Source organism: Sporosarcina limicola, assembly GCF_014873855.1.
Classification (GTDB): domain Bacteria; phylum Bacillota; class Bacilli; order Bacillales_A; family Planococcaceae; genus Sporosarcina; species Sporosarcina limicola.
Genome location: NZ_JADBEL010000021.1, coordinates 28,319 through 49,205, shown reverse-complemented (window position 1 = coordinate 49,205; position 20,887 = coordinate 28,319). Strand labels below are relative to the sequence as shown.

Annotated in this window: 21 protein-coding genes and 1 pseudogene; 7 read left to right on the top strand and 15 right to left on the bottom strand. The window is 39.1% G+C overall.

Annotated elements, in window-relative coordinates:
* Positions 1-490: 490 nt before the first annotated feature.
* Positions 491-892 (top strand): annotated as a pseudogene (locus tag H4683_RS15760) (tyrosine-type recombinase/integrase); the annotation flags it as partial.
* Positions 893-1,010: 118 nt separating this feature from the next.
* On the opposite strand, the gene H4683_RS15755 reads toward H4683_RS15760, so the two are convergent.
* From H4683_RS15755 to H4683_RS15715, 9 genes are all read right to left on the bottom strand, one after another.
* Entirely contained in the window at positions 1,011-1,751 is a 741-nt protein-coding gene (locus H4683_RS15755) for an ATP-binding cassette domain-containing protein (RefSeq protein ID WP_192599788.1), read from the bottom strand.
* Positions 1,748-2,551, bottom strand: a complete 804-nt coding sequence (locus tag H4683_RS15750) for a hypothetical protein (protein WP_192599787.1) — start codon at positions 2,549-2,551, stop codon at positions 1,748-1,750. Before H4683_RS15750 ends, H4683_RS15755 begins: the two co-directional genes overlap by 4 nt.
* Positions 2,544-3,095 carry an RNA polymerase sigma factor gene (locus tag H4683_RS15745; RefSeq protein ID WP_192599786.1) on the bottom strand — a complete coding sequence of 184 codons (552 nt, stop codon included), beginning with the start codon at positions 3,093-3,095 and terminating at the stop codon, positions 2,544-2,546. The genes H4683_RS15750 and H4683_RS15745 overlap by 8 nt, the downstream gene beginning before the upstream one ends.
* An 18-nt stretch (positions 3,096-3,113) precedes the next feature.
* Positions 3,114-3,794 (bottom strand): hypothetical protein, encoded by a 681-nt coding sequence (locus tag H4683_RS15740; protein WP_192599785.1) that lies wholly within the window; start codon positions 3,792-3,794, stop codon positions 3,114-3,116.
* Positions 3,791-5,932, bottom strand: coding sequence for a hypothetical protein (locus H4683_RS15735; protein ID WP_192599784.1), 2,142 nt, complete (start codon positions 5,930-5,932; stop codon positions 3,791-3,793). Before H4683_RS15735 ends, H4683_RS15740 begins: the two co-directional genes overlap by 4 nt.
* On the bottom strand, positions 5,932-6,804 hold the full coding sequence (locus H4683_RS15730; RefSeq protein ID WP_192599783.1) for an ABC transporter ATP-binding protein: 873 nt from the start codon (positions 6,802-6,804) through the stop codon (positions 5,932-5,934). The genes H4683_RS15735 and H4683_RS15730 overlap by 1 nt, the downstream gene beginning before the upstream one ends.
* A 236-nt stretch (positions 6,805-7,040) precedes the next feature.
* On the bottom strand, positions 7,041-7,640 hold the full coding sequence (locus tag H4683_RS15725) for a Yip1 family protein (protein ID WP_192599782.1): 600 nt from the start codon (positions 7,638-7,640) through the stop codon (positions 7,041-7,043).
* 482 nt (positions 7,641-8,122) lie between these two features.
* The gene (locus H4683_RS15720; RefSeq protein WP_192599781.1) at positions 8,123-8,326 is read right to left on the bottom strand and encodes a hypothetical protein; all 204 of its coding nucleotides are present in this window, start codon (positions 8,324-8,326) and stop codon (positions 8,123-8,125) included.
* A gap of 115 nt (positions 8,327-8,441) precedes the next feature.
* The gene (locus H4683_RS15715; protein WP_192599780.1) at positions 8,442-9,143 is read right to left on the bottom strand and encodes a YwaF family protein; all 702 of its coding nucleotides are present in this window, start codon (positions 9,141-9,143) and stop codon (positions 8,442-8,444) included.
* Between the two features lie 160 nt (positions 9,144-9,303).
* On the opposite strand from H4683_RS15715, the gene H4683_RS15710 reads away from it, so the two are divergent.
* Positions 9,304-9,633, top strand: coding sequence for a hypothetical protein (locus H4683_RS15710; protein WP_225942133.1), 330 nt, complete (start codon positions 9,304-9,306; stop codon positions 9,631-9,633).
* Between the two features lie 23 nt (positions 9,634-9,656).
* Here H4683_RS15710 and H4683_RS15705 read toward each other — a convergent pair whose 3' ends face one another.
* From H4683_RS15705 to H4683_RS15695, 3 genes are read right to left on the bottom strand one after another with little or no spacing between them, the layout of a single operon-like run.
* Entirely contained in the window at positions 9,657-10,157 is a 501-nt protein-coding gene (locus H4683_RS15705; RefSeq protein WP_192599779.1) for a (2Fe-2S)-binding protein, read from the bottom strand.
* Positions 10,154-10,984, bottom strand: coding sequence for an FAD binding domain-containing protein (locus H4683_RS15700; RefSeq protein WP_192599778.1), 831 nt, complete (start codon positions 10,982-10,984; stop codon positions 10,154-10,156). The genes H4683_RS15705 and H4683_RS15700 overlap by 4 nt, the downstream gene beginning before the upstream one ends.
* Positions 10,981-13,326, bottom strand: coding sequence for a xanthine dehydrogenase family protein molybdopterin-binding subunit (locus H4683_RS15695; RefSeq protein ID WP_192599777.1), 2,346 nt, complete (start codon positions 13,324-13,326; stop codon positions 10,981-10,983). The genes H4683_RS15700 and H4683_RS15695 overlap by 4 nt, the downstream gene beginning before the upstream one ends.
* 156 nt (positions 13,327-13,482) lie before the next feature.
* Between H4683_RS15695 and H4683_RS15690 the strand changes: the two genes are divergently transcribed.
* From H4683_RS15690 to H4683_RS15675, 4 genes are all read left to right on the top strand, one after another.
* The gene (locus H4683_RS15690; RefSeq protein ID WP_192599776.1) at positions 13,483-14,481 is read left to right on the top strand and encodes an XdhC family protein; all 999 of its coding nucleotides are present in this window, start codon (positions 13,483-13,485) and stop codon (positions 14,479-14,481) included.
* Positions 14,478-15,089 (top strand): nucleotidyltransferase family protein, encoded by a 612-nt coding sequence (locus tag H4683_RS15685; RefSeq protein ID WP_192599775.1) that lies wholly within the window; start codon positions 14,478-14,480, stop codon positions 15,087-15,089. Before H4683_RS15690 ends, H4683_RS15685 begins: the two co-directional genes overlap by 4 nt.
* A gap of 164 nt (positions 15,090-15,253) precedes the next feature.
* The gene (locus H4683_RS15680; RefSeq protein ID WP_192599774.1) at positions 15,254-15,622 is read left to right on the top strand and encodes a BlaI/MecI/CopY family transcriptional regulator; all 369 of its coding nucleotides are present in this window, start codon (positions 15,254-15,256) and stop codon (positions 15,620-15,622) included.
* A 9-nt stretch (positions 15,623-15,631) separates the two neighbouring features.
* Entirely contained in the window at positions 15,632-16,924 is a 1,293-nt protein-coding gene (locus H4683_RS15675) for a M56 family metallopeptidase (RefSeq protein WP_192599773.1), read from the top strand.
* 311 nt (positions 16,925-17,235) lie between these two features.
* Here H4683_RS15675 and H4683_RS15670 read toward each other — a convergent pair whose 3' ends face one another.
* The 3 genes from H4683_RS15670 to H4683_RS15660 all read right to left on the bottom strand — a co-directional run bounded on the left by H4683_RS15670 (position 17,236) and on the right by H4683_RS15660 (position 18,672).
* Positions 17,236-17,376 carry a hypothetical protein gene (locus H4683_RS15670; RefSeq protein WP_192599772.1) on the bottom strand — a complete coding sequence of 47 codons (141 nt, stop codon included), beginning with the start codon at positions 17,374-17,376 and terminating at the stop codon, positions 17,236-17,238.
* Between the two features lie 156 nt (positions 17,377-17,532).
* Positions 17,533-17,988: a hypothetical protein gene (locus H4683_RS15665; protein WP_192599771.1), complete on the bottom strand. Its 456-nt coding sequence runs from the start codon at positions 17,986-17,988 to the stop codon at positions 17,533-17,535.
* 312 nt (positions 17,989-18,300) lie between these two features.
* Positions 18,301-18,672 carry a hypothetical protein gene (locus tag H4683_RS15660; protein ID WP_192599770.1) on the bottom strand — a complete coding sequence of 124 codons (372 nt, stop codon included), beginning with the start codon at positions 18,670-18,672 and terminating at the stop codon, positions 18,301-18,303.
* A 137-nt stretch (positions 18,673-18,809) separates the two neighbouring features.
* On the opposite strand from H4683_RS15660, the gene H4683_RS15655 reads away from it, so the two are divergent.
* Entirely contained in the window at positions 18,810-20,786 is a 1,977-nt protein-coding gene (locus H4683_RS15655) for a M28 family peptidase (RefSeq protein ID WP_192599769.1), read from the top strand.
* The last annotated feature ends 101 nt before the right edge of the window (positions 20,787-20,887 follow it).

Sequence of the window (20,887 nt, the reverse complement as noted above, 5' to 3'; positions counted from 1 at the left end):
TTAGTTGCTTTACATCGTAACAGATTGGGTGTCTTTTTTCTATGTTTTTATTGGGAAAAACTAGCTAATCAACAGACGTGGTATTTTATATTAGATTAGATTATTTAAAATCATTTTGAGGGACTCAACTTATAATATATTATTATTAATTTAAGGCTCAACACCAAAGTCTGTTCTTGACATGAAAAGCTATACAAAATATCTATATTTCGTACTCTCTGCAGTTGAAAGTAATAGCAAATAACCGATTTTACTGGAATGTAATGATAAGGTTCTCAGTTGTTGAAAAGTCAAGTACATGTTTCGGTGTTGAGCCTAATTTAATTCACATTTTATATCAGGAATATTCCCAATACACTTAAATCCCATAATATACTATAATGAGAAAAAAGAAAAACCTTGTTTATAGTGTATAAACAAGGGGCTATGGAAAGATTATATTTAATTTCCGCTTTTATTCCCATAAGTAGGTGTACAAGGAAATAAGAGGCGGCATGTTCCGCTAAAAGACAAAGTGGTTCACAGTATTCATATGTTTCGCGCTGCACGCGGGCAGTCACCAATTACACAAGCATCACAGCAAGACTCGCTCTTTACAACGAATACTGGACGAGCTTATTCCCCTTCGTATTTGTCACAATACGTAAAAAAGGAGATTATAAGCTTGAAAGAACTAAAGTTATCGGATCAAACGATGAAAATCACGCCACACGTTTTTCGACATGCTTTTGCTATCATATCCAAATTGAATGGCGTCGATATTTATGACATCATGCGCTCACTAGGACACGAGAAAATTGAAACAACGATGATCTATTTGGAGAAAGTTTTTGAGAAGGAACGTCATGCGATTCATTCATGGAAACCTGAAGAATTCAGCGAATATATCTAAAGATAAGTTAGTTTGGTTAGGTAGTTTACCATGGACTAAACATGAATGCTTACCAGCCTTGAGAACGTATGCAATTATATTTTTGTTGTATTATGTATACGTTCTTTTTCTTCGATAATTAATCTATTACCCCTTCAACTTTACCAATTGTACGTTTAAATACTTTGGCAACTTCATCTACCCCTTTAAGAAAGGAAATCTTCCCATTTTCCATAAATAAAAGCCTATTGTTTGCTGACTGTCCGATTTCTTCAATCAAATGTGTACTGATAATAATCACGCTATGAAAGGATAAGCGCTCAATTTTACGTTTGAAGAATGCTTTTTCAGTATGATCCAATCCTACAAATGGTTCATCTAGTATACAAATTCTTGGTTCATTAATCAAAGCTTGAATGAGTCCCACTTTTTGAAGTTGCCCTCCAGATAAATGCCGCAACTTTTTATTTCTGATTTTATAAAGATTACTGTCTTTCATCCAAAGCTTCAATTTAGATTCAACAAGGTGATACGGAATACCTTTATGGTACGCAATATATTTTAGATACCGCTGAATCGTCATAGATGAATGGCCTTTAAAATCTTGAGGTAAGTATCCAATCATTCTTCGTATCTCTTCTTCATCCAATTGTTGTCGGTACGTTCCCAGTAGACGATCATGTACTAATCTTGAATAAATAATGCCACCACTTTCAGGTTCCAAAGCGGTGGAAATGAGTTTTAACAATGTACTCTTCCCAGCCCCATTTCCACCAACTACATACGATATACCCAACGTGAAAACGCAAGAGATGACATCTATCACTCGTTGATTTTCCAACGAATATTCTACGTCGTGCAAGCTAATCCGAACCGTCATGCAGCAACCCTCCTCATTCTCACTTTCAATAATGCGCTACTAGCTAATAGTAAAGATAAAATGAAAACCATACCATGCATATATACGAACGTATGACTCGTCGGCACCTGAAATAAATAAAAAATTCCACCTTTACCCTTACCTAACAATTGTAACAGCCATACTGTTAGCGTAATGATCAAGCCTATGTTCTGCCCAAACCAGAACGTACTGATAAAACCGACAACACCGAAAAAGAACATGACCAACAATGAAGAAAAAAGAAGCATGATGGCACTCACGCTTGCAAAAACATAAAAACTCAGCGGGATTGTAATCAGTACTTGTACACCCATTACGATGATGAAACGCGCAAATAGTTGGTAATGCAAAGGGTAATAACTAAGTGTTTCAATAATACAATTTCCTTCATCTTTCGTGCGGAAAGCATATGCGATACCAAAAATGACAACTAAAGTTCCCCACCTCACCCATTCGATATAAGCATTTATCACGTTTTCAGTGTTTCCGCCAATTGTTAAACTTAAGAAAAGCATAAGAATCCCCGTGTAGAGCCAACTATGTGAGCCGTAATAATTCCATTGTGATAAAAACAAATGGAAGAATCGGGATCTCGCTGATTGTATTTGTTGCTGATTCTCTAGTTCTTCCCGCATATCAAGAGGTTTTACTGCATGATCCTCTTTGATTTTATTCAACAAATCGAATGACTGCCTTGTAGAAGGTTGGGGAGTTGTGAAACAATCGAAACGATTTTGCCATTCTTTTTCAAGTCGTGTCAACCTTTGATCTTCATTCATCTGCCCCCGCCCCTTTCTGTTCATCTATTCTTAATATGATTTCCAAGCGCTGTAAACCGCGTGTAATCCGTGTTTTGACTGTATTTATCGGTATATCCAATGCCAATGCTATTTCGGAATACTTCAGGTCTTGATAAAAACGCAAATAGAGAACCATTCGATACTCAATCGTCAATTGATTCAATGCTTCAATCATCCACTTGCGTTCAATCTGCAAGTCAATAATATGATGAACTTGCACATGACCCCCTTCATACTGATCGGTCAATTTCTCCCTTTGGGTAGATGCTTTCTTCCAGTAATCCTTACAAAGATTTGTAGCAATTTTATAAATCCACGGTTTAAACTTATCCGGTATATCTCCTCTTTTTCCTTGTTTGTAAATTTTGATAAATGTTTCTTGAATAATGTCTTCTGCCAATTTTTCATCAAGCAATAATCGGTACACATACCCATGTAATGGCTTGTGGTAAAGGAATACAAGTGAATCCAGTGCGGACTCATTCCCTAATGACAATTGCCTCATATATTCTTCATCTTGCATTCCTATTACCTCATCCATCTAAAAAGTCTTTTTATTGAACTGTACCAACGCTAGAACGATTAATAGAACACCTAGTAGCAGATAAAAAAATCGATTTGTGGTAATCCAACCTGAGTTTGTCTCAGCCATACCCGTTTCGACTACATACTTGTAGACATTTTGAAATTTGAGTAAAATCGGATTAAGATTCCCTAACAACTCTCCGCCAACGATTAAAAATAGCCCAGAAATGAGTCCCCCGAACAAGCCGCCAAGCGAATGATTTCCCATAACTGTACCGAATAAAACAACTCCGCCAATGCTTGCGTGCACAGGAATTGTAAAAACTAAGCTATACCAGGAAAAATTGAATCCCCAAATTTTGAACACAATTGTTAGGAGTATGAGGGTGCTGTAAAAGATAAAGTATGAGAAAAGCAATCTTTCCAAAATAATGTGCACTCTCGATAAACGATAAGTTATCAATTGAACATGGAAATTCGAATTAAAATCAATGGAGAAAGACCATTGCAAAACAAATACAAACCAAATCACTGTCGCTTGTTCATACACCAAACTTGAAAATGATCGAATGTCCCCCGCTTCAATAGTGAAAACGAGATATATACTAATCGGAACGAGTAACATGATGGAAATTGAATGCACCGTCGTCAACCAAAGTTTCAGCCAAATACGCATCCTAAGCCATACGCCGCTCATAAATCTTGTCCCTCTATTTCTAATTGTTCAAAGACCTCAATTGCATTCACAAGATTGAAGCCCGTTTTGTCTTCCATTTCTTCGTATTGTAAATAAACAGATTTGACGAGCGCACTAAATTCAACTTCACCTTTTTGTTCGTATTTCCCAATCATGTGAATGAGTTTTTCTTCTCTCGGGGATATTGCCAGATTTGATTCATAATATACTTCAGAATAGCTTTCGAAATTAGATGCTGTACCAAAGTGCTTTTGAAATTCCCAATCCATAAGACTAATTACAATTCTCGAATCATTTCTCAAATCGTTGTTTGTATTAAATAAGTAGTCTCCTACAAGGGATGAAGTCGTATAAAAAGCCCTTGTTGTTTCCCTTTCTAGTAAACCCTTTAACACAAACCCATCCCAAACAAGAAATTCTCGACTCGGCGACTGTCTTGTCAATTCGGCATGCATGAAGTCCATTATATAGATGACTTCTGGAACGACCGGAACACCCAACCATTCCTCTATAGACCGCCAACCATCAATGCTCATAGTCACCTCATTCCGGGCGCCTGGAATCAAGTCAGAATGGCCAATCAGCCGTATCCCTTCAAATACTTCTTCCTTAAAGTTACCTCCGATTAGAGACAAGCCATAGTATGATATCCCTTTATAGATGCCTTTCTCTACCTCTGGAATTGTTAACGTAATGGGGATACCATAAGGCTGGTCGATATGAACAGTAAATGCAGTCGGAATCGTCTCGACCATTCGACCGTTCCGTAAGTCGAAATTCGAATATATGTGGGAGTGTGGGCTACTAATCGCCAATTTTCTCTTTCCAATGAGGGGGTACCAGCCTGCCTCTTTTGGAAGATAGATGCCGTCTTCACTGCTGAACGATTGTTCTACGAGTGCATCATTGCGATATTGCTTGATATTCCCTTCATAATTCAGTTTCAACTGGATTAATTGTTGCGGTTGAATCATCTCTTTTGTTTTTACAAGAATGGAATCACCATCTTGTATAAAAGAATCTATAATTTCATTATCGAAATTCGTCACGCTCAACGCATGATGGAGGGTCAACTCCAATTCGTTAACTGCTATCTCCCCATTATGGCGAATTACCAATTCACTTTTTACGGAAATGGTATCTTTTAAAGGAAATACGACGACCAAATCCGTCTGTTCCATAGAAAAGTTACTTTTAGTTTGATCCCATCTATTTTCATAAAAGGACTCTTCCTCTTCTAAAGGCATCAAATAGGTTTGACCCGTTTCAAGATAATGCTTAAAAGCAACATCATACTGGTTATACCGTTGCTTACCTAACAACATAGCCGGAATACTTACTGCCACTAGCATAGTTATTACAATAAATTTTTCTTTTCTCTGGCTACGTCTTGGACGATATATTAATAGCGTTACTACTAATAGAAAGAAACCTGCTAACAGCACAACCGCCTGGTGTAGAAGTGAATTACCCAAAATATTTCCAATCCCCCAAATACCACTGTAAGGATTAACCGTATACATTGCATCCTGACTGAGTATTAGCTTTAACCGGGGATTTATGGGAGAATTAATCGTAATTGTTACGGTTATGTATGTCATCCACCCTATTACAACTGGCGTGATCATGTATGAAATCACGCTCCGAATTAAACTACCCAGTAAAAACCCGATTGAGATGATTAAAAATAGTGCTCCTTCCATTTGAAAAAAAATGTAGAAACTGTTTTGCACTACCTCATCAACTTCCATGCCACCACTCAGAAACCATAGCTCTTGAATAAACAACGTTATCAAGGTGAAACATGCACCGTAACATTGGGCAACAAACCATTTTCCAATCAACCAGTGTGTGTTTTTTACCGAGTATGTAATGACTAACGATTCAAATTCGCTCTCCGAATCTTTCCCTCCTACGTATGTCGCAAATAAGCCTAGCAAGAGGAGATTCACCACTAAGATCCACTGAAAGTTCGTATAAAATAGCTCCCCTCGCGTTTCGAAATGAAAAGGCTCTACTTCATAAAAAGTGATGATCGTTCCCCAACAAAGTACATTAATTACGAGCGGAAGTATTAAAAATTTATTTCGGGACAATAATGAAACTTCATTTTTAAAAATGAACGAAAACCCATTCATTAGATCACCCCATTTAATATGGCCATGTAACCATCTTCAAGAGAAGGTGAAACAGTTTTTGCCAGGTGATGGGGTTGAACTTTTGAAATAACTCGGAAAAGCACATGATCCCCTTCTCTTCTACTCGAAATGATTACATAATCTCTTTCAATAAGGTCATATTCTGAAATAGGCACGTGCAGCTCCCAAACCACATTTTCTGCAATCTGGGCTAGCTCCTCGACTGATCCCTGGAAATGCACTTCTCCATTATTCATAACAGCAACCTTTTCACAAGTAGATTCAATATCACTAATAATGTGAGTCGATAAAATAATTGTGCACTCTTTACTTAACCTTTCAATCAGATTTCGAAAACGAATTCGCTCCGAAGGATCTAAGCCAGCTGTTGGTTCGTCAAAAATAATGAGTTTGGGATTCCCAAGTAAGGCTTGCGCAATGCCGAGCCTTCTTTTCATGCCACCAGAATACGCTTTTATTCTTTTATTTGCATGTTGTTCGAGATTCACTTCGCGTAATACACGCTCAACTTGTTTCGTTCGTTCTGTTGTATCCAAAACGCCCTTCATGCTTGCGATGTAGTGTAATAACTGTCCCCCGGTAAAATGATGAGGTGTTTGAAATTGTTGCGGTAAATAGCCCAGCAATTCACGGACTTTATCGCCTTCTTTTAAAAGGTCAAATCCATATACCGTCACCTTTCCATCGCTCCAACTACTACTTGTGCTTAGGACTTTCATCAATGTTGTCTTTCCTGCTCCATTCGGTCCAAGCAGTCCAAACAACCCAGGTCCAATCTGTAGATCGATCCCATCCAGCGCTCGGAACTTGCGAAATGATTTAGTCAGTCCTTTTATAGTGATTGTGTGCATTTTAATTTCTCCTCCAATACGCTTCTTGTCCCTTTCACGAATGGAAGATTAAAATTGTTTCACTGAAAATTTTAAAACAACAATCCGCTTAGTATTCCAACCTTTGAAAAGATGAATAAAAGAAGGTGGTAAGTTCAAACGATATCTTTTACCACGAACAACTTTCTTAGCAATTCAATCTATAATCAAATAAAAAGACTTTGAATTGACGGTTAAGTTCAATTCAAAGTCGTAGATTAAATGAACATAAAGAGTAAAAACACAAAGAAAACCGGGACAACTACCGGAAGTATAATGGTAGCAAATGCTTTCCAAGCGGAAAAACGATGCGCTTCGGCCACTGTATTAATTAAAATAACAGTACTCCAAATGCCCACAATAACTGAAATTATGCTACGGATTATCAGCCATACTATTTGGGAATACGGAACTTCAGGAGCCTCAGTAAAAAGTGCTGCGCCAACGATTAAAATATCAAAAATCCAAAATACACCCAACAAAACAAGCGGTATATAGGAAACAGCGAACGCCATTCGTAAATCATCAAAACTTCCTTGACCACCAAACCATTTTCCAACCCAATAGGAGATTCCCGAACTTGTCCACCATCCAATCCACCCAAACAAAGGACCCAAAACAAGCGCCATCAAGATAATGAGCGGTAAAGCGAAGGAATCTCCTAAATTTTTGTTACTCGCTTTATCCAATATATCAATTACACCCGAAATTAAGACGACAATTAACATATATTGCATCGATTTTGTTTCAATTACATAGCGCATCGTTTTTCGGGGCTTTACCCAAACTGAAAGCCACGGATTCATTTTTTCATTCATTTAGCATTCCTACTTTCCATTATCTACTGGTGCTGATTGATGATCCATTCTCTAGTTCTGTTAGTATGATACTGCGTTTTTCAATACAGTTTGCGCTGTATGTCGCGCTTTTTAATTAGATAACACCCTCTCTAGGCGGAACTATTTTCCTTACATTACTCCCAAAAACCTTTCGTGAATCATTTTAACATAATTACCATTATATTCATATTTATCTTTAGTGTCAATGTCATTTTTCTAATTACTCGTAACTATTTCTGTTCCTAGATGAAAAGATGGACTGGATGAAAGTAGACCCATTACAAGATTAGGAACTCCTCTTCACTTCTCTCCTCTTCACTTCTCCCCTCTCCATAGTTAGAAATAGTTAAAAATAACTAGACTGCAATGCAAATTGCAGCACAAAAGGCCGTTTGACGTATTAACGTCAAACGGCCTTTAAATTAAGTAGTTACCCATGCAGGATTATAGAATTTTCGAGATTAAACGCCCATTTTCCTATGTGAATTACTCGCTTTTCTTGCTTGCTGGCTTTTCATTTTCTTCGTCTGTTGAACGCCACCACTTATTAAATTACCAGCATTTTGTTTATTTTTCTTTGCTTCAAGCTGTTGTTTGATAATGTCTTTGTAGCTTGCTTTTGTTTTTTGTTCTTCAGTAGATTTCGTTTCATTTGATTCAGTCATATACGATTCCCCTTATAAAAGTTTTCATCTCAAATCATTATCTAGAGATACTTGTTACCATTAAGAATACCATCCTTTGCAATTAGCTGTCCATTTTAATTGAAAAACATGCGCTTTATTCTCTCCGCTTACCTTTGAACACTAGCCATAAACCGAGGAACATGGTAAAAGCCACTGCTTCTAGTGATAGGATATACCACGGATAGGGACCCAGATAGTCCAATAGGCTTCCACCACTAGGTTTTTGCTGTAGAAACATATAGTTGCCATTCACAATCCAATTTATAGCAAAAATTACTGGCAACAAACCATTTAAAGTCACCATTGTTTTGATTATTCCTTTAAAAGTGGGCCGATAACCTTTCATCCGGTAGAAATAAAGTGCCGTCAAAATGATGCCACCATGGACATAGAAAAAATGAAAGTATCTGAAATGTGGATAACCAAAATCAATCACAGGCGTCAAAAAAGCCTGGATAGCCCCTCCGATTCCAGCGTAAAAGACGAAATCGACAAGGTGACGATTCCCGGTCCAGAGCAAGGTGATGGCTACAATCAATGAAAAACTACATAATTCAAGTGGCAACGAATAGCTAATAGCCCATCGACCCACCCACATATACGACATATGAAAATAGAGTTCCATCATTAATAAAGAGATTGCGAAAACTCGTTCAATCCGTTGTCCGCCAAGAATAGTTACGTGTACTTTTCTTTTAAAGCTATATAAAAGTATAATAGCGAAAATTAATAGCCCTATTGCCGCGAAATGTGGCAATGAAAACATCACGAATGCTGATTCATTATTTTCTGACATGCTCTCCCCCATTTCAACAAAGTGAATGAGTTTAGTATATCATTTTGTTCGCGGAAAATGATTGAAGTTTCGAAATACTTTCCTTTTTGATTAAAAAACTGTTTACTTTCCGAATACTAGTAGCGACTGAGGCATTTTTAAATGAAAGGAGTCCCCCCACTTGGTACAGCAAAATAAGCAAGATCAGCTGCAAGTTGAACAACAATTCCAAAAGCAAAAGAAGCATGCGCTTCAAGCAATGCAACAAGCCGTACAGACAATACAGCAAATAACTTCCATGTTCGACACACAATCCGTTCAACAAGCGCAACAACAACTTCAACAAGCTTCGCAGCTACTAAACCAGATACAAGGCGCGGCCGTTACCCAGTCACCGTCTACTGTACAACAGCAATTGGAACAAGTCCGCCAACAGATTGATCAGGCGGCGCAAACGCTTCAGCTAATCCAATCATTGAACAGCGGCAACAACAGTTTCAAAAAAGGCTAACACCACCATCCCCCCTCGACAGTTCATTCATTTGTTGGGGGGGTTCTAAGTTGCGAGCTATTGCACACTGTCCGTACCGCCGCCATAATCTCCTGATACCCTGTACACCGACAAAGATTTGATTGCAACCATTCCTCAATCACTTCATCGCCGGCATTCGGATGTTTAGTTATAAGCGCATGGGTGTTTACAATGAAACCCGGCGTGCAATAGCCGCATTGAATGGCCCAGTTTTCTATAAACGCCTTTTGAATAGGTGAATCTAGCAGTCCTTCTATGGTCGTAATCGGCTGATTAACTGCTTCAATCGCTAGCGATAGACAAGAGTGCATCGACTCACCGTTCACCAGTACCGTACATGCTCCGCAATCGCCATTTCCACAAGCCTTTTTTGCCCCTGTCAGCCCTAATTGTTCCCGTAATGTATGCAGGAGCGTATCTGCGGATCGAATGACAGTATCGTGGGTTTCCCCATTGACATGAAGTTGGATAATCGACTTTGTTATTCCGTTTGAAATAATCATTTTATGCCCTCCATATTTTCTAGCGCGTCTGTCAGGCTATTCTTTAACACAAATTCGCGGTATTTCGCCGAAGCATGTATGTCTTGAACAATAGATGCAGGAAGTTTGGCTACGGCCTTGTCAATTCTTTCTTTCACCGTCAATGTGCGATCATTGAGAACCCCTTCGACAACAGCTGAGCGAAAAGGATGTTCAGAGATCCCACTAAATGCAACGCGAATACGCTGATTCTTCATCAATGCCGCCAAGGAGACAACCGGGTAACCAACCTTCGACATTCTCGTGCGTTTCAAACTAATAAAAGGCAAATCTACGTACTGTGTATCGATTATGATTTGTACAAGGAACTTCCCTTCATCTATTTCCTTGTTAAAAAACTTTTCTAACGGTAGGACCTCTTCCCCTTCCTTGCCTGCAATTCTTACTTTTGCATTTGCCACTAGTAAAGGCAACATCGCTTCCCTGTACATCAATTGACTGTTTAGATTCCCACCTATCGTAATCTTATTCCGTGAAGTGTGATCCGCAATTTTCTTAACGGTCTGGCCCAATAAAGGAAATAAATTCGACTCCGTTATTTTATTCAATGAAACAGCCGCCCCGATGACCAGCTTATCGCCCTGTATCTCTAGCACGTTACACTCTGGAATCCCTTTACTATCAATGACTGTGTCCATCGTTATTTTATTCACACGTGCGAACGTGATGATTTCCGTTCCACCTGAATAATAGATGGTCTTCTCCCCACGTTCCCGTGCTTCGTTAAAGGTATCGACCGCTTCCGAAATCGTGGATGGCTTGAAGTAATTAAAATCGAACGCAATCATTTCCCACCCTCCTTCTTCGTTCTCCAGATGAATTCTGGGATGAGTGGTAACTCATTTAGCTCCACTTGTGCCGCCACTGATAGACTATTTGCCAGTGCTGCCGCCATACCAATCACCCCGTATTCCCCAATCCCACGCGCACCATACGGACCATCGGCGGACGGCGTTTCGATAAAATCGACGAGATATTCCGCCGGCTGTTCACCGAAACGTAGCAGTTGATAATTACGCAAATCCGGATTTTGCATCACGCCTTGTTCATTAAAAATAAATGATTCTGTACTCGCGAAACTAAGCCCCATATACATGCCGCCCCTCATTTGCTGTGTTGCAGTCATGGGATTAATGATAGTACCCCCGTCAAGAACTGTAACGGCCTTCACTATTTTGTACGTATAATCCCGTTCATTCCACTCCACTTCCACCGCCTGCGCACCCACAGACCACCACGGACCTGGTTTCCCGAACCCTGTTTCTTTGTCCATTGGCGTCAAATGTCTTTGAATATGTTTGCCAACACCGACAACTTGACCGCCAATCGCATGGCCATTCGGGAATGTGTACCCTAGCGCAATGTCCTTGAAGTCGACACCATGTGATGGATCTGGCTTCAAATAGACACGTCCTCCGCCCACATCTAAATCTTCTTCGGCGCATTGTAAAACAATGGCTGCTGTCTTTTTCAATTGGGTAATCGCATCTTTAGCAGCGGCGAGTACTGCCTGTCCCGCCAAAAAGGTCGTACTACTCGCTACCGTTCGCCATTGATGGGGGTCATATTGTGTGTTCACTTCCATCGTCACATGAATTTTGTCCATGCCCATTTTCAGTGTTTCAGCAGCAATCTGTCCAAGAATTGTTTTCGTTCCTTGTCCCAGTTCAATTGCCGCGCAGTTTACATTGACAGTGCCATCTGCCTCAAAAATCAACACCGCACCCGCTTGAGCGTTAGTAGCAGTTGTCGATGTTTTCCAAATCATGCTGATTCCTTTGGAGCGCACGATTTCTGTCCCGACTTCAATCCGCTCGCCTTTATCCCACTCGATTATTTCCTTTGCGCGGAGCATACATTTCTCCACATCACCGATATTGCTTGCTGTAAGCACAGATTGTGTTGGCGTCGTGTCTCCAGGTTTGATGCAATTAAGAAGTCGTAATTGAATGGGATCCATGTTTAATTTCCGGGCTAATTGATCCATCGTCCTTTCTACCGCAAATGTCAATTCGGGGTGACCGTACCCCCTGAATGACGTGGCAAACGGATGATTGGTATACATGCAATAGGAGTCGCACCATACATTCGGGATGTCATAAGGGCCTGTACAATCAAGCGCCGCCGCCCTTGTTATTCCTGCCGCCTGGTCCGTGTAGGCTCCTGAATCAATCAAAAACGTATATTGTCCCGCAAGCAATTTACCCCCTTTATCAACCCCCAGTTTAATAGTCGCGTCAAATCCGATATGGCAAGGAGCTGTTCTCATATCCTCTTCCCGTTCAAATTGCAACTTCACCATTTTGCCTCCTACCGCTTTCGATGCTAAATAAGCGAGCGGTTCTAACTGGATAGTTCCCTTCCCTCCAAAGGCGCCGCCTACCAATGGGACATGAACCATAATATTGCCCACTTCAATACTGAAAAACTGATTTAATACTTTCTTGATGGTAAAAGGTGACTGCGTGCAAGAATGAACGATGACTTTACCAGCTGGATTAATTTCAACTCGTGTACTTCGCGTTTCGAGGGCGGCGTGATCCGATAAATTAAATGAATAAGTAGCCGTTACTGTTTCCGCACACGCTGCCCATGCAGTACCGAAATCTCCTTTACGGATTTTAATATGACTGCCGATATTCGTTCCAGGTACGGGATAGACGTCACTGATGATTTTCATATACTGGCCTGAATCGGTATGCACTAATGGAGCGCCGGTCTCAAATGCCTGTTTAACAGAGTTCACGACGGGTAACTGTTCGTATTCGACCTTAACTAGGCTCGCCGCCAGTTTCCCTTGATGTTCATGATCGGCTACAACAATGGCTACAGGTTCACCGTAATAACGCACTTTTTCAAACGCTAAAGGAGGTCGGTCTGCTAGGATTGGACCGATATGGAAAGGGAAAACCTCACCTGTGACGATTGCGCGCACACCTGGTACTTTCCAAGCCTCTGTTGTATCGATTGCTTTGATATTGGCATGCGCCTCTGTGCTCGTCACCAATTTAGCATACAACATGCCAGGAACCGCATAATCCCCCACATATCGAACTCTCCCAGTGGCCTTTTCAACTGTATCGATTCTCTGTTCCGACTTCCCGACGGTTGACCGTATTGAAGTATCCATGAAAACCCCTCCCGAATTTTTAACCTATCCTCATCTACTAGTAGTCATATTTTATCCAATCCAGGCCCTGTTTATAATGACTGATTCTTGAATCGCATAGAAAGGCTTCAATTAGGGCAAAGTTGTAGCAATGAATTGGACTTACGAGGTGGATAAATGGAACGGCTTCAAGAAATAATTAGCACGATATTGACTGATGACCAACCCACTGTACTTGCGACGATTGTGCATGTAGACGGGTCTGCTTATCGCAAAGAAGGCGCTTGGATGTTACTAAAAGAAGATGATACGAGATTAGGTGTGATTAGTGGGGGCTGTCTTGAAAGTGATCTACATAACCGGGCGCAGGGTTTATTCAACACAGGGAAAACGGACGTATTTCGTTATGATTTAAGTGCGGAAGATGATTTGGGCTGGGGGCGCGGTGCGGGGTGCAATGGGGTTGTGACCGTTATGGTTCGCGCTATTGATGCGACTTTCCGAAAAGCACTCACCTTTTTGAATGACCAATTGCAAGCGAAACAGCCCGTTTACTACATGCAATCGATGAAGGATTTTAATATGTATTCATTTATAAGCAGAAGTGGGGCAAAGTTTGGTGAGGTAAATGATGAAACTCGACCCGAATTAGACACCGCCACACCTTTTCAAAACATTGCAGGCCAGGTAACCGTGTGCGATGAAACGGTTTATCGTCAAGTAGTATGGCCTAAACCAAATCTCTACATTATCGGTGCGGGTGCAGATGCCAGACCACTCGCCCGTGTTGCAGGGAACGTCGGTTATGCTGTCCATCTGCTTGATTGGCGCGAATCGCTTTGCAACGAACTTTATTTCCCCACTGCAGAATCATTTCAACTTGGCGACCTTGAGAAGCTAATCGGTAATATTCCGTTCAGCCCGCTGGATTCTGTCATTGTTATGACGCATGACTTTCAGCAGGATATCAAACTAGTGCAAAGTCTTTGTTCGTTTCAACTGTTGTATCTTGGTGTTTTGGGATCAAAGAAGAGGATGAAACGCTTGTATGGCGGAGAAGTTCCTGATTGGATTCATTCACCGATTGGACTTTCCATTGGTGCAGATGGACCTGAGGAAATCGCAGTCAGTATTGTGGCGGAATTAATTGCCGTGAGACGGGGGAAAATGACATGAAAATTGCCGGTATTTACCTTGCCGCTGGAAACAGTAGCCGGATGGGGAGCGATAAATTGGCGTTACCTGTTGGGACAATGACCGTAGGGAGCTTGGCGCTTGAAACTGCTTTGAAATCGTTGCTTGATGAAGTATATATTATTACAAATACGGCGGAAGCGAAGTGGTTGCCTGATGCAATGAAATCGAACGAGAAGGTCACAATCCTTACCTGTTCCACTGCAAATGATGGCCAATCCGAGTCATTACGATGCGGAATTGAACAAGCTCAAATAGAGCAGATGGATGCCGTCATTGTCATGCTGGCCGATCAGCCTTTCATCACAGTCCAAATGCTCGAAAAAATGATTACCTGTATGAAGAAAAACCCGTCATGTAGGTTCGTCGCAACTACATATGAACAGACGATTACCCCGCCTGTCCTTTTTTCATCGGCCATGTACCCCGACCTGCTGAAATTACGTGGTGACAAAGGAGCAAGAGCACTTTTACAAGGTGATTTTTTGCAAACAGGAAAACTGTACCCCTGTACTGATAAAAGGCTTGTATTCGATATCGATACGAAAGAGGATTATCAGGTACTTAAGTCAATAGAAAAAATGAAATGATAGTGGTCTTTTTTCATTACCTAGATTTGTATAGGTAATTTGAACACCACCCAATGTAACTAGTGTAATTTTACTCAGTAATGAAATGCCTTGACATATTAATCTACGTCGTGTAGATTTAAATTAACCTACACGGTATAGATTAATAAGGAAGGAGAATCATCATGAAAAAGTTGCAACGCATATCGGATGCCGAGAAACAGATTATGGTATTTATATGGGGAACGGGAAGCCCTGTAACTACTTCAGAAATTATGAAAGGTCTGCCAGAAGAAAATGCATGGAAGCAAAACACAGTCATTACGTTTTTGGCACGTTTGATTGAAAAGGGAATTATTAAAGCAACAAGAATTGGAAGGGCCTATCATTATGAAGCTTGCATTACAGAACAAGAATATCGGAATTCCGAAACAAAACAATTCATAAAAGACGTGCATAAAGGGTCCGTATTTGGCCTGATAACTGCATTGTGCGAGAATGACGACTTAACGAAGGAAGACATTGAGAGCCTTATGAAGCGCTTAAAGGAGTAGGTGATTTTTATGCTGATGAACATGTACACTCAGTTGTTGATGATGTCCGTTATAGCAGGGGTATTCTACCTGATTTTGAAGATGTTGAGTACGGTAACGCTTAAATATTTTACAGCAACATGGCATTATTACTCCAATATTGTGATTGCCACACTGTTCCTGATTCCTTACCATTACTGGCTATCACGGCTGGATTTGAATATCATCCCAAAGATTGACAAAGTACTGAACTTGCCCTCTATCATGCGTTTTAGTCCGACTTCCCAAACAGCTCTTCCACCTGAATTAGTGCAGGTGGAAAGCTATTCCATAGGCTATTCAATCCTAGTTTTTCTCCCCTATCTTTTGCTGATGGGAACGTTGGTATTCATCGCAATTGTCATTGTTCAGAACTATAAAGCAAATCAACGTATTGTAAGCTTGTGCCGACTAACGGATGATCAACAGATTGTAGGAATGCTTTCAATATGCAAACAAGAAATGGGCATATCAGAAAAAATACCCGTATACATTTCTTCGAGTATTAGCTCACCTTTTCTGAGTGGCATCTTTCACCCACGTATAGTTTTGCCGAATGTTGAATTTCAACTAGAAGAATTGCGGTGTATATTTCTTCATGAATTAACGCATTGGAAGCGCCATGATGCATGGATAAAATGCTTGCTGCTTTTAATCAATGCAGTCCATTGGTTTAACCCATTAGTTTATATGGCCAGACGTGACATTGACCACTTTTGTGAACTCTCATGTGACGAAAGTGTTGTAAAATCAATGAATAATCAGGAAAGGAGGCGATATTGTGAGTTGATTTTAAATGTACTTTGGAATGTCGCAGACCAACGAGTAAAATTATTTTCCGCATTTAGTGACAAGCAAAAACATCTTGAAAGGAGAATTACAATGATATTGAAAAACGAAAATTTTAAAAGTAAAAAATGGATTCGCGTGTCTGCAATTATGCTCACTCTGGGATTTATGTCAGTAGGTGCAATTGTGGCAGATGCCGCGAGTGCAAAGCAGGAGGTATATACTGATAACAAAGTAGGCGTTAGCGTTGCTAAGGTTGTAACTGGTGGTAAAGTAGGCGCTAGGACTCCTAAGGTTGTAACTGGTGGTAAAGTTAAAGCAGGCGTTAAGACTCCTAAGGTTGTAACTGGTGGTAAAGTTAAAGCAAGCGTTAAGACTCCTAAGGTTGTAACTGGTGGTAAAGTTAAAGTAGGCGTTAGGACTCCTAAGGTTGTAAAGGGTGGTAAAGTTAAAGTAGGCATTAAGACTCCTAAGGTTGTAACTGGTGGTAAATAGGCGTTAGGGCTGCTCCTTTTCCTAAGGTTGTAATTAGTGATTAAGTAGGCGTTATTGCTGCTTATAATACTGACTAGAATGTCTTAGCGAGAAATAGTACGTATGGACAGAGTCGAATCTCCATGGTTAAGAAAAAAACAGTGAAATATAATGTTAGTTGGTCGCCGAAACCAAGTGTTATTCGTGTAGGATTATACAATCATTCAACGGGAAAATATCATTGGGAGGCATCGTCCTACCACATCTCCTCTTAATGGGACTATAACTGCTGGTCGTCTATATAGTTTTGCAGTAGGTACACAAGTGTACGTTCAACCAGTTCTTTCACACTTTAAAAATGAAATTTGTAGAGAAAAAGGGCTGTTGTATTTTATTACAACAGCCCTTTCTCCATAGTTAACATTTGACTTTCCTACACCGGAAGCTACTCCAATCACCATGATTCTATTCATTCCTCCTCAAAGTACGCTAATCCACTGATTTGCAAACAGGAAAACTGTACCCCTGTACTGATAAAAGGCTTGTATTCGATGTCGATACGAAAGATAATTATCAGATAATTCTATCATTTGATGATTCAATGTAACGACCTGACGCTTGTTAGGAACTCAAGTTCCGCGTAGCAATTTTATATGTCCCAACGCAAATACACCGAATAAAATCAGCATACACTCTTGCAATACTAGCAAATAAATTCCCCACTCCATATGATGAATCGCCGCACTTCCAACAGAAAACATCAGATATAACACCGTCATTGCAAAAATGACATACATTCCATTCCATATTTTTGCGGAAGTCACCGTCAAGAAAATAAATCTAGCGAGCAAGAATATAGCCGCTAGGAAAATCATCAATACAAATGAAAACAACACCTGAAAAATTGGGTCATACGCTATTAAAGCGAAAACCGTCCCTGAACCTTCGATATCTTTTGTCGCTTCATACATATAGCTATCGAGATCCATGATGTTCATGCGCTGAATTGATCCGAAATAATTCAGCAGTACGTATAGAAATAGCAGGATGAATCCGAAATAACTGTTTTGGAAAAATGTTTTCATATAATCCCCTTCCCTTCTCTATAGACGAACGTCGTGACTGAAAGTTCAATCTAAAGATCGCACTTTTCAAAGAGGGTTATAGCTTAATAATTGTCTATGGGCGTTCAAAATAAAAAAACAAGAGTATGCGTCACTAAGACGTTTTCCTCTTGTTTTTATTTCATAAGAAAAATATTGAAGTTCTCTTAGAGAATAAACCTGCTTAGTTAAATAATGTGTTGAAGGTGTATAGGTTGGAGTTAATAGTTGGTTCGAAATTCACATAACAAGTTTGTCGTTTTTTGAATATAGGGTATTTAGCTTTTTCAATTATTAATTATAAGTATGTTTATCGTTGCTAGGTCCAATATATTGTTGCAATGTTCTATATTTTCCGCAAGCACAATACTGTTCGGTGTAGCGTGTCCATTGTTTCCATTCGCAATTTTTAAAGTCTACGCCAGCAATCCTGTGGGTGTGGTATTCAGTTACATGACCAGTGGTAACATTTCCAGTTTGCCATCTGTGATCGCTCTCCCAATAAGGGCAAGGAATCCACATTGGATTTACTGTCTCTTCATAGAAACTGTTTGTTTCTTCAAAAGGTAATTCATTTAAGTTCTCATTGCCTTGAGCAAACCCAATTGTGGGAAAGATCATCAAAAACATTCCAAATAGTAAAGGTAAAAACATTTTTGTCTTCATTTTGTAATAACCCCCTGAATTTTATAAGTATTTTCCATTGACTCCAACCCCTTCAAGTTTTATGATACATTTATACCAATTAAATGTAAATACATTTCTTTGAACGTTTCATATAATCAGATAAAAGGGGTTGTATTGTGAGAAAATTGTTATTTATTATGTTTTTTTGTATATTTATGAGTGGATGTGATGCAGAAGAAGAAAAAGCTGAAAATCAAGATTTAAAGGAGACATTAGAAAATTTAACTTCCAAAGAAATGAGTGGTAGGCTTACTGGAACTAAGGGAAATGAGTTGGCAGTCGATTTTGTAGAAAATAGTTTCAAAGAATTGGGACTAGAGACATTTCAACAAGATAGCTTCCTAATAGAGTATCCACATAAATTCCACGACCCTAACAAGCTAAAATTTGATATTAATATAACTTTAGATGATGGAAAGACAATAGAGCTGGAAAGAGGAAAAGACTTTCTAGAGAGTTCAGGCTTCACAGATTATACCATTAAATCTCCTTATACACTGGATATTAATGATTCTAAATTAGAAGAAGCGTTTATTGTTCTAGAAGATGACAGTGATTTTCAAAAAGCTTTTGAAGAATCAAAAGGTGTACTTATTGTCAAAAAAGAATTGAGTCGAACACTAGGAATGGATAATTTCGATAAGCCAATTATTCAAATTACCAAAGAAACGTACAACAAACTTAAAAAATCTAAAAAAGGTCAAATCGAGATTGCAAGCTCAGCACAAGAAGAAACTATTCAAGCCTATAATGTCGTAGGGAAAATTCCAGGAAAAGATAGCAAAAAAGCCATTGTTCTGTCGGCACACCTTGACCATGTAGGGCAGGTCAACAATACCATTTACTCAGGCACTATTGACAATGCTACAGGCGTCTCTGTATTACTCAACATCGCTCGACAGTTAATAGACTATCAAGGCTCTCTAGAAAACGACATTATAATCGTTGCTTTTAATGGGGAAGACTCCGGATTACAAGGTAGCTATTTCTTTACTGATTCTATTAAAGGAAAATATGAGCATATTTATAATATAAATTTAGACTCTCTTTTTGATGGACCAGTGGATTTAGTGTCAACCGAAACAGAAGTGTCACAAGAATTAATTCAAGATCTTCAAGTGTTTTTGGAAGACAATGGTATAAAAACAAACATAGACCTTTCGGGTACTATAATGAGTGATCATTCTTCCTTTTTGCACCATCATATGAATGGCCTTAGTATCGGAAGTCAAAATGTAATGAAAAAAATACACTTGCCATCAGATAATACGATAAAAGATATTAATTTAAGCTTTCTGAAGAACATAAGTGATACTTTAATGAAATTTGTTATCAAGCACGACAACAATGTGTATAAACATGAACACATCAATGAACATGAACAATATGAACTTACCGCTGAAGATGAGAAATTGTCTGAAGAATTTCAAGAATTTCAAGAATTTCAAGAATATTTTACGAAAGGATTGGAGGAACTTAAATACAACGAATATAAACTTGCTGAATATGGTGAAGAAAAAAAATTGATTATTTTTGAGCATCTAAGTTATACATTTGAGAACTTAAATGAATTTAAATCTTATTATCCTGGAGTTAAATTTAGTCCAATTATTGATAATTATAGCTTAAAAAGAATTTGGACGAATAAATTAAATGTAGACACCTCGCAATTTGAAGTAAATAAGGTTTATACAAAGGAAACATCTCCTAAAGATTTAGGCTTCTTAGGATTAAAGTATTATTCAGAACAAGACTCGGAACAAGTTTTAGAAATAACTATAAGTATAAGCAAGAACTTGGCTAGAGATGATGATAATTCTGAAAACATCATAAAAGAAATTAAAATCAACGAGCAGTTGTTTGAGTTGAATTTCAAATCTGAGTCTGAGCCTCTTCGTTTTTTTTCTTATAAACAAGAAGTCAATAACGAATTCTACACTGTTACTATTGCTAAAGGAAAAGAAGTCGTGATTGAAATAGACGGTGCTTCGTATGCAGGAATTAAGTCAACGCTTTCCGAAAAAGAAGTAGAGAATATTATTCAAAATAATAATATAGTAGAAATTGTAGCTGAAACTTTAAATTCGTTCTAAAACTATTTACAATCCCCTCCACAAAGTGAATTGGCTTACCGCGTCTGTTTATATCGCAATCTAATACAGAGACGCAAGAGCATAAAAAAACAAGAGGTTTT

Bases quoted from the DNA above. Each gene is read 5' to 3' on its own strand.
- H4683_RS15755 (WP_192599788.1), bottom strand. From the start codon at position 1,751: ATGACGGTTCGGATTAGCTTGCACGACGTAGAATATTCGTTGGAAAAT.
- H4683_RS15750 (WP_192599787.1), bottom strand. From the start codon at position 2,551: ATGAATGAAGATCAAAGGTTGACACGACTTGAAAAAGAATGGCAAAAT.
- H4683_RS15745 (WP_192599786.1), bottom strand. From the start codon at position 3,095: ATGCAAGATGAAGAATATATGAGGCAATTGTCATTAGGGAATGAGTCC.
- H4683_RS15740 (WP_192599785.1), bottom strand. From the start codon at position 3,794: ATGAGCGGCGTATGGCTTAGGATGCGTATTTGGCTGAAACTTTGGTTG.
- H4683_RS15735 (WP_192599784.1), bottom strand. From the start codon at position 5,932: ATGAATGGGTTTTCGTTCATTTTTAAAAATGAAGTTTCATTATTGTCC.
- H4683_RS15730 (WP_192599783.1), bottom strand. From the start codon at position 6,804: ATGCACACAATCACTATAAAAGGACTGACTAAATCATTTCGCAAGTTC.
- H4683_RS15725 (WP_192599782.1), bottom strand. From the start codon at position 7,640: ATGAATGAAAAAATGAATCCGTGGCTTTCAGTTTGGGTAAAGCCCCGA.
- H4683_RS15720 (WP_192599781.1), bottom strand. From the start codon at position 8,326: ATGACTGAATCAAATGAAACGAAATCTACTGAAGAACAAAAAACAAAA.
- H4683_RS15715 (WP_192599780.1), bottom strand. From the start codon at position 9,143: ATGTCAGAAAATAATGAATCAGCATTCGTGATGTTTTCATTGCCACAT.
- H4683_RS15705 (WP_192599779.1), bottom strand. From the start codon at position 10,157: ATGATTATTTCAAACGGAATAACAAAGTCGATTATCCAACTTCATGTC.
- H4683_RS15700 (WP_192599778.1), bottom strand. From the start codon at position 10,984: ATGATTGCGTTCGATTTTAATTACTTCAAGCCATCCACGATTTCGGAA.
- H4683_RS15695 (WP_192599777.1), bottom strand. From the start codon at position 13,326: ATGGATACTTCAATACGGTCAACCGTCGGGAAGTCGGAACAGAGAATC.
- H4683_RS15690 (WP_192599776.1), top strand. From the start codon at position 13,483: ATGGAACGGCTTCAAGAAATAATTAGCACGATATTGACTGATGACCAA.
- H4683_RS15685 (WP_192599775.1), top strand. From the start codon at position 14,478: ATGAAAATTGCCGGTATTTACCTTGCCGCTGGAAACAGTAGCCGGATG.
- H4683_RS15680 (WP_192599774.1), top strand. From the start codon at position 15,254: ATGAAAAAGTTGCAACGCATATCGGATGCCGAGAAACAGATTATGGTA.
- H4683_RS15675 (WP_192599773.1), top strand. From the start codon at position 15,632: ATGCTGATGAACATGTACACTCAGTTGTTGATGATGTCCGTTATAGCA.
- H4683_RS15670 (WP_192599772.1), bottom strand. From the start codon at position 17,376: ATGAATAGAATCATGGTGATTGGAGTAGCTTCCGGTGTAGGAAAGTCA.
- H4683_RS15665 (WP_192599771.1), bottom strand. From the start codon at position 17,988: ATGAAAACATTTTTCCAAAACAGTTATTTCGGATTCATCCTGCTATTT.
- H4683_RS15660 (WP_192599770.1), bottom strand. From the start codon at position 18,672: ATGAAGACAAAAATGTTTTTACCTTTACTATTTGGAATGTTTTTGATG.